The sequence below is a fragment of the Haliea sp. genome (assembly GCF_040222615.1).
Classification (GTDB): Bacteria; Pseudomonadota; Gammaproteobacteria; order Pseudomonadales; family Halieaceae; genus Haliea.
The window spans coordinates 1-8,232 of sequence record NZ_JAVKCQ010000173.1; the positions used below are offsets into that span (position 1 = coordinate 1).

Here is an 8,232-nt window from a genome sequence, read left to right on the forward strand (position 1 = left end):
ACAAGAAAACCACCGGCAACTGGGGCGAAGCGCAGCTGGAACGAACCCTGCAGCTGGCCGGACTGGTGGCGGGGGAGCACTACGAGACCCAAACCGCAATGCGCGATGAAGAAGGCAGGCGCCGGCTGCCGGACGTGCTGATCAAGCTCCCGGACAGTCGCCACCTGGTGATCGACAGCAAGGTGTCCCTGGTGGACTACGAGCGCGCCATCGCCGCGGAGTCGGAAGAGCAGCGCCTCGCACTGCTTGAAGCCCACGCCCGCGCCGTGCGCCAGCACCTCGATGACCTGGCGGGCAAGGCCTACGCCAACCTGCCGGGGCTGGGCAGCCCCGATTTCGTGCTGATGTTCATGCCGGTGGAGCCCGCGTGGATCGAGGCCATGCGGCACAATCGCGACCTGTTCAACTACGGCTACCAGCGCGGCGTGGTGCTGGTGTCACACACCACCCTGATGCCGGTGCTGCGCACCGTGGCCAACCTGTGGATTGTGGAGCGGGGCAACCGGGAAGCCCAGGAAATCAGCCGCAGCGCGGGGGACCTCTACAACCAGGTCTGCACCGTGGCCGAGCGCCTGCAGCGTCTCGGCAACAGCCTGCAGGCAGCCGCCAATCACTACAACAGTACGGTCACCAGTCTCGGCGGCAAGCAGGGCCTCGCCGGCAAGGTCGACCGCTTCCAGCAATTGTCAACCTCGACCAGCAAGAGCATGCCGGCACTGGAACCCCTGCACCTCGACATCGACACCGATCGCCTGGCCTTCGGCACCCCAACTGTCGCGGAGGAAGACCCCGGGGACAATCTCCCGGGCCTCCCCTGAGGTGTCAGGCCGCGTCGTCCGCCGGGCGCCGCTGCCCGTCCCGGGCAACCATGCGGATGGTGCGCTGACAGGTCTCCAGCCAGGTGCTGGCGGGTTCGGTTTTCAGCGCCCGGACACAACCCCGGTCGGTGACACAGGCAATGCTGGTCTTGTTCGGCGTCCAGTCCCCTTCAGAGAGACGCGGCTTGCGTTTGCTGTAAAACCACAGGCCCCGTTGATCCTGCATCACGTAGCGAGCATCTTCTGGCAGAAAAACCTTGCGCCCGTCGATAACCGCAAAGACTTCCAGGTCCTGGCTCTGGCTGCGCTCCAGCGCAGCGGTAGGAGTAATGGTCAGCATGGTAGCCCCCTTGATGACTCTGAATTTCGTGTCCTGTCTGCTCGACAGTGGATTCAGTAAAAAGGAGCGCCCGCTGCCTGACAATCAGCTACCAAGCTTTTTCGGGGGTAATTCGCGGGACAGCGCCCGGAACGACCATTTTTTTACAATGATCGCCGGGTTGAAGGCCGCTATTGCGCGCGCCCGGACAGATTTTTACCGGGCTGGATGAGCGGGCGCCGACGCCAGGGCTTCCTGCAGGGCGCCGAGGTCGGGCACCACGCAGCCGCTCCCCGCCAGCCCGAAGGCTGCCAGGGTATCGGCGGCACCATTATCGTATCCGGGAGCAGGCTCGGAGCAATCGGCCTCTGTCAGCCCCCTGTGCACCAGCCCGGTGTTGCGCAGACTGACCGCCCAGGGACCGCCGGCCAAATCGCGCAGACCGCGCATGACCGCGTAGATACCCACACCGCGCCCCGCGCCGGGCTCTGGCGGCGGATAAACAGGCAGCTCACAGTCACGCCAGCGCAGGCGACCCGAGTCTACTTCCCCGGCAACAAGCACCTCGGCGATGCTGTTCAGCGGCACCACCCAGGTCGCACCGGAACTGCAGGGCAGCAGCACGCAGTGCAGCGATGGTCCGGCGGCTGCCTGAGGCATGTCACGACACCTGCAATTTGTGGCCGGTGAGCTGGGCGATCTGCTCCACCAGCATGGGGAAATTGAAGGGCTTGCCCATATAACCGCTGCAGCCGGCCTGTTCCGCCAGGGCGCGGTGCTTGGGCCCGGTGCGAGAGGTCACCATGATCACCGGTATCGACTGCAGTCGTTCCGAGCGACGGATTTCCCGCAGGGTCTGAATGCCATCCTTTACCGGCATCTCGATATCCAGCAGGATGACATCCGGCAGGCGGTGGGAGCTGGTCAGCAGTTCCATCGCCGCGAGACCGTTCTCCGCCGTGATCGTCTCCAGGCCGATACTCTGCAGCTGGCTGGTGGCCACCATGCGCTGGGTGCGGGAATCATCCACCACCATCACCAGCAGATTGACATCGGCAACCGGCTCCAGGGCCAGAGATCGCAGCCCCTGCTCCGGCTGGCTGTTCGCCAGGAGATTGAGGTTCAGCGCCACGATCGCCCGGCCGTCGGCACTGGTGGTGCCGCCGGCGACCCAGGGCAGGCCCGCGAACTGGCTGCCCAGGGAGCGTATTACCAGTTCCAGCGCCTGTTCGACCCGATCGACGGCGATGGCCATATAGTTCTGCTCGCTGCCGGCAATGATTACGGGCACGGTGGCGCCCCAGTGATCCCGGTCGGGCAGGGGGCTGCCCGAGCACAGGGACGCCAGGTAGGCGGGCTCACAGCGCCGGCCCAGCAGGGGCAGCCGGGCGCGCTGTTCCACAGCATCGAGGAACTCTTCCACCGGCACATGCTCGACGCCAATCAAACCGTCGAAGGGAATCGCGTAGGCGGCATCGTCCACCGTGACCAGCAGGGCGCCGTTGACGCTGATATTGGAGGGAATGCGTATCCGGAACGTGGTGCCGCGGCCAGGCTGGGATTCTATCTCGATATCGCCGCCGATCCGCTGCAGCTCACCGAGCACGATATCCATTCCCACACCGCGCCCCGAGATCTCACTGATCGCCGCCGCGGTGGAGAAGCCGCGGTGGAATATCAGCCGCTGCGCCTCCCGGTCCGTGAGGCTGTCGGGATCCAGATCCAGCCCCTTCTTGCGCGCCTGGTCACGCATGCGCCGGGGATCGATACCGCGGCCATCATCGCTGAGCGAGACTATGTAGTCAGCCCCCTGCTTGCGGACGTCGATGCTGATCAGGCCTGTGTCCGGCTTGCCGGCGGCGACGCGGTCGCCGGGCCCTTCGATGCCGTGATCGAGCGCATTGCGCACCATGTGTTCCAGGATAATCTGGCAGCAGGCGTGACTGTCGCGGTCCAGCTTGCCCGCTTCGCTCAGCACCCTGAATGTAACCGCCTTGCCCAGTTCGGCACTGACCGTACGGACGATGCGGCGCAGGCCCGGCATCAACCGGGACACCGGCACCACCCGGGCCGCGCGGATGGAAGAACCCAGCGTACCGACCATTCCCGCCTGCTGTTTCAACAACGCTTCCGCGGCAGAGGTGTGGCGGCTGGCGAGGCGGGCCAGCTCGTCGAGGTCGTCCACCGCTTCCCTCAGGATGCTCGCGGCCTCGTGAATATCCGAGTACTGGTCCATTTCCAGTGCGTCGAGATTGCTGCTGGGCGGCCCGCCGTGGGCCGTGACACTGAGCAGTGCCCGGTCGGATATCCTGCCGATATGCGTACGCAGGGAGCCCAGCCGGCCGAGGAGCTCGCCGGTCGCGCGTTTGCTCTGCAGGGTACTCTGCGAGGCCCGCACGCCAAGTTTCTGCACTTCGTTACCGAGATTGAGCAGGTAGTCCAGGGCGTCGGGGCTGATGCGAATGGTTTGCTGGGCGCCGAGGGCCTGGGCGCCCTCGTCAGCCAGCTGCCGGTCCTTGCGCCGGTCAGTTGCCGCCAGCGGTTCTTGCCTGGCCACCGTGGCATCCGCCTGCACCACCGGCACCGGACCGTCGGTACGGGCGGGCAACTCGCTGGCAACGTCATTGCGGGTAGCCTGGATGTGATCGTAGCCACGCACCGCGGAATCCAGCCAGGCGTTGACGATGCGGAAGAACTGCTGCTCGCCGCCCGGCGGACAGGGGAGACGATCCAGCAATGTCTCGAAATTGTGGATCAGGGTGCCGTAGCGCTGCAGTCCCACACCCTTGGCGATACCCTTGAGCGTATGCAGCACCCGGGACACCGTCTTCGGCGCGTCCACTGCGGCAGGGTCCCGCTCCCAGGCGCCGAGCGCATCCTCGAGCTTTTCGATCTCCGTGCCCGCTTCCTCGATAAACGCGTCGAGGAAATCCTTGAACAGTTCGCTGCTGCCGCGGGTGCTGTAGTTGAAAGTGATGTCGCCGGGCACACACCAGGACAGATCCTCCGTGGCGGTTTCCACGGCCACCGGCGCTGGCGCCAGTTCCGGTTGCAACTCCGGTTCCTCCTCCGGCGCTCGCTCCAACACCGGTTCCGACGCCGGGGCCGGCTCGGCTTCAGGCACCGCCTCATCCGCCGGCTCGAGTGCCGGCTCCCCTGCCGGGCCCGACTCGACCGCCACGGCAATCGCTGCCACGGGTATGTCGCCCGCGCGCGGCATTTCGCCAGCTTCAGCTTCGGCGTGGGCCTCAGGGGCTTCCACTACCGCGCTGAGCGCAGCGGCCAGCTCGGCTTCCTGGCTGGCGGTGTCGAGAACGAGGATCTCCGGTGGCGGTCCCAGGTTGAGCAGGTCCACGCCCTCAAGGTGACCGAGGTCTGCGGCAGGGAGGTCCTGGGCAGCGCCATGCACATGGCGTACGGCGATGAACCCATGCCGTCCACCCTCCTGCCGGGACTCGTCATCGCGAGACTGCCCTCCGTAAATGCCCCTTGAGTCATCGACCGAGGTGAGGACGATTTCTTCTTCAATGAAGTCCGCCAGGTCGTCGGCCATTGCACCCCCAAGCATATGGCGCGAGCCGAGACGGAGCTCCTCCTCCGTCAGCGCCGCGCCGGGTGCCTGCTGTCGATCACGGGCCAGCGCGAAGATTTTCTCCTCCGGTTCATCCAGACGCCTGCCCAGCAGCCAGCGCAAAGCCTGTTCTCCCCATTGCTCCGCCAGTTCACGGGCCCAGGGCTCGGCCAGGATGGCATCCGGTGTCGAGTCCATGTCTCTACTTTCCATCGGCGCCGCCCCTACCGCAAACCGGTGCAGCGGCCGCGAAGGCTGCGCACCGTAGTCATGTTGAAGTCGCCGGCGCCGCCACAGGTGGCCACCAGACCCGGCAGGGCGGCCACAATTTCCCGCAGCAGACCAAGCAGCTCGTCGCTGACCGGCCCCGGGCTTTCCAGCACCCGGTCCAGCATGTCCTGCACATCGCGGCCCAGCTCGGCCAGGGTGTAGAGGCCCACGGCGTTGCCGTTGCCCTTGAAGGTGTGGAAGTGGCGGCGGATCTCCCGCAGCTGTTCATCCTTCGCCGCGTTCTTCTCCCACGCCGGCAACAGCGCCTGCAGCCGGTCGATGATCTCCGCGGACTCCTCCAGAAATACCTCCCTGAAGGCTGCCGAAACAGTCTCGTCCGTCGCCGCGGCGGCCGGCACTGGTTGCGCCGGAGCCGTTTCTGCCAGCGGCGAGGGCGCTGAGGACGCCGCAAGCAGGGACGCGCGTTGTTCCGCCAGCGACAACAGTGCCCCGAAGTCCTCCACGGGATCGAGCAGGCGCTTTTCCAGGTACAGCGTCAGCCACACCAGGGCGTCGGCAAAGGCTTGCAGCCCGGGGGTATCGGCGGCGATTTCACCGCCGGCGCCAACGCCGCGCAGCCAGTTGAGACAGGAGGACAGGACAGCCGCCTCCCTGGACAGCGCGGCAAAAGCCAGAGCCTCACCCATCACCTCCAGCAGCTCGCAGGAAGCCAGCAGGGTCTGTGCGTCCAGAGACTGCTGCAGCTGCTCCTGCATCAGCGTCAGCTGGGTGAATGTTGTCGTGACAAGGCCCTCAAGGTGGTCAAAGGCCTTCACCTCCACCGGGATGAAGCCGTTGTGGCGCAGCCGGTTATCAAGTGCCAATTCGGCATCGACCATGGCGCCGGCAATTGTCGCAACCACCTGGTGCCCGCGCCGCACCTCCTGCGCAAAGCGACCGGCAAACACCTGTTGCAGCAGGTCGCGAGCCGATTGCATATCCTCTGCGAGTTCAATCTCCTCCGCCGCAATCAGGCGCAGGCGGATGTCCTCGATAACCGAGTCGAGATCGGGTAGCGGTTCGGAGCCGCCTGCCACGGCGGCGAGGAGGTCGGCGGCCTGCAGCCTGCCCACCAGACCCTCCAGCAGCGCGCGCGCGCCTTCCAGCGCGGCGATCAGGGCATCGTTGTGAATGAGACCCCTCCCGGCTTCCTGAAGAGTGGTGTCGTCGATACCAAACACCTGCCAGATGTGCCCGACGTAAAGCGGCCGGGCCTGGCAGGACGCCATGTAAAAGAGCATCTGCTGCAGGTAGCTGTCGTAATCCATGGCCGGATCCGCGGCGCTGCCGTGCTCGCGCGCGTACTTGATCATGAATGCTCCCGCCTTGAATATCCGCGCTATACATTCATCGGGCTCGACCAGCCTGCCGGCGATGGCCTCGCAAAGGCCCACCAGCAGCAGCCAGAATCGCTCCTGGGCCGTGCCGCGGAACAGCCCGTGCATTTTGTGCGCGATGCGCGCCACGGTCCGCACGTTTTCCACGTTGTGTTGTGGACCCAGGGCCGACTTCGCACCCTGCAGGTAGGGCGGCAGCAAGACATCGGAGCTACGTCGGATAGTTTCAGACACCGGCTCGGGCGCACCCTCACTGATCCCGCAACCCTCCGGCAACTGCATGAAGAAAAACAGCGCGGGAGGCCGGATACGCTCGCCCTCCCAGCGGCGGAGGTTATTGACGCAGGGTTCCAGGCCCCTGCCGGTATCGATGCGCACCCGCTGGACATGGTCCAGATAGGCCGGCAGGGTCTTGATGGCGCGCATCAATCCGCCCATGGTGAGGTTGCGCCGTTCGGCGACCACCTGTTCCCGCAGCAGGCGGAGGAACCCGCGTTCCATTTCCAGCGCCAGCATCTCTGCCTTGTGCAGACGGACGGCGGCGAGGCCCGCGGTGATATGGTGCAGGGCCCACAGGCCTTCCAGCAGTGGCTGCTTGCGCGAAGTATCCCGACTGTACTCGATCAGGCCGGCCTCCACCTGGTCTATGGACGCCAGCAGGGGCCGCAACAGGCTGCGTAGCCCGATGATGTCAATGGTTCTCGTGCCCGGCGGGTAGTTCATTTGCTCAGCCATCTGCCGGCACGCGGGGAGTGCCGGCCGCAGGACCACCACGGTGGTCTATACGCAAACGCGCCAGGTTCCGCCCGAGGGTGGACAGGGTCTGCTGCAGGGCCACAACCCCCTGCTGAAGCGATTCGGCGCTATCGCCCAGGCCACGGTTTTGCTCGCGGATACTGTCGAGAACAAGGTTGAGCTTGCGCACGGCTTCCGCGGACTGGGACGTGGTAGAGCCCATGGAGTCGACAACGTCCAGCATTTTTCCCGCACCCCGGTTGATGTCCTCAAGGGAACCATCGATCCGCTCCACGAAGTCCAGGATCGTCACCACGGCGCCCACGCTGTGCTCCAGGCTGTTAAGGTTTTCCGCCGACAGATTCTGCAACAGACGGACTTCGGTAGTGATCTTGCGACCTTCTTCCTCGGCTTCCCGCAGCAGGTCCCCGATTGCCTCCGCAATACCCAGGAAAGGCCGCCCGTGTTCACCCGCGCGCTCAGCCTCAATGCGGGTATTGATGGCGACAACCGATATCTTGGTGTTGAGGGATTGGATGTATTCAGCTGCGGTGGTCACGGACTGGATCAGCTCACTCTGCCGTTTGGCGGATTTTGAAGTCTCCTGGATTGACTCCCGGACATCGGTGGAAGCCCGGGACATGTCAGCTGCCAGACCCTGGCCCCGACTCACCAGCTGGCGATGCTGGTTCATGGCTTCCCGGGCCTGCTGACTGACCGCGGCGACATCCTCGACCGCGCGCAGGTCCTGCGCCAGCGAGGTCCCCGCATCCTGCACCTGGCGGTCGAAGCGCGCACTGAACTCCACGCCGTCACTGCTGTGCTTGCCGAGTTTGTGCAGCTCGGTCACCAGCCCCTCGAAAGGATCACGGATGCTGGCCACCAGCGCTCTCTGCTTCTCGAGCGCTGCATTCAATTGCGCTGCCAGGGCCGCGCCGGTCGGCGTGTCGCCACTCGCAGCAACGGTGAGATCGCCCTCCGCCAGCCGCTCCAGTGCGGCCGCAATGCCGGCGAAGGCAGCCGGATTATCGCCACTGGCCCGCGCCCGCCAGAGCAGCAAGCCGGCAACGACCAGCAACAGAAGCAGCAGCGCGGTGACGAACAGCAGCAATCCGCGCGCACCAGAGTCCCCCGCAACAGTGCCCAGCGCGATCCCGAGGCCGACGAGGGAAGCCAGGAGCC

6 protein-coding genes are annotated in these 8,232 nt (G+C 65.5%); 1 reads left to right on the plus strand and 5 read right to left on the minus strand.

Annotated elements, in window-relative coordinates:
- Positions 1–818 (plus strand): DNA recombination protein RmuC (locus tag RJQ10_RS14370; RefSeq protein ID WP_350147790.1); only part of this gene is annotated, 818 nt, incomplete at its 5' end.
- 4 nt (positions 819–822) lie between these two features.
- Here RJQ10_RS14370 and RJQ10_RS14375 read toward each other — a convergent pair.
- The 5 genes from RJQ10_RS14375 to RJQ10_RS14395 form a co-directional block, all read right to left on the minus strand.
- Positions 823–1,158: a hypothetical protein gene (locus tag RJQ10_RS14375; RefSeq protein ID WP_350147792.1), complete on the minus strand. Its 336-nt coding sequence runs from the start codon at positions 1,156–1,158 to the stop codon at positions 823–825.
- Between the two features lie 195 nt (positions 1,159–1,353).
- A complete protein-coding gene (locus RJQ10_RS14380; protein ID WP_350147794.1) occupies positions 1,354–1,797 on the minus strand; it encodes a hypothetical protein in 444 nt (147 codons plus the stop codon).
- 1 nt (position 1,798) lies between these two features.
- Positions 1,799–4,906, minus strand: coding sequence for a hybrid sensor histidine kinase/response regulator (locus RJQ10_RS14385; RefSeq protein WP_350147796.1), 3,108 nt, complete (start codon positions 4,904–4,906; stop codon positions 1,799–1,801).
- A gap of 26 nt (positions 4,907–4,932) precedes the next feature.
- The gene (locus tag RJQ10_RS14390) at positions 4,933–7,050 is read right to left on the minus strand and encodes an Hpt domain-containing protein (RefSeq protein WP_350147798.1); all 2,118 of its coding nucleotides are present in this window, start codon (positions 7,048–7,050) and stop codon (positions 4,933–4,935) included.
- On the minus strand, positions 7,043–8,232 hold a 1,190-nt coding region (locus RJQ10_RS14395; RefSeq protein ID WP_350147799.1), incomplete at its 5' end, for a methyl-accepting chemotaxis protein. The genes RJQ10_RS14390 and RJQ10_RS14395, both read right to left, overlap by 8 nt.

What these genes read in the sequence shown, in the direction of transcription:
- RJQ10_RS14375 (WP_350147792.1), bottom strand. Translation starts at nt 1,158, where the DNA reads ATGCTGACCATTACTCCTACCGCTGCGCTGGAGCGCAGCCAGAGCCAG.
- RJQ10_RS14380 (WP_350147794.1), bottom strand. Translation starts at nt 1,797, where the DNA reads ATGCCTCAGGCAGCCGCCGGACCATCGCTGCACTGCGTGCTGCTGCCC.
- RJQ10_RS14385 (WP_350147796.1), bottom strand. Translation starts at nt 4,906, where the DNA reads ATGGACTCGACACCGGATGCCATCCTGGCCGAGCCCTGGGCCCGTGAA.
- RJQ10_RS14390 (WP_350147798.1), bottom strand. Translation starts at nt 7,050, where the DNA reads ATGGCTGAGCAAATGAACTACCCGCCGGGCACGAGAACCATTGACATC.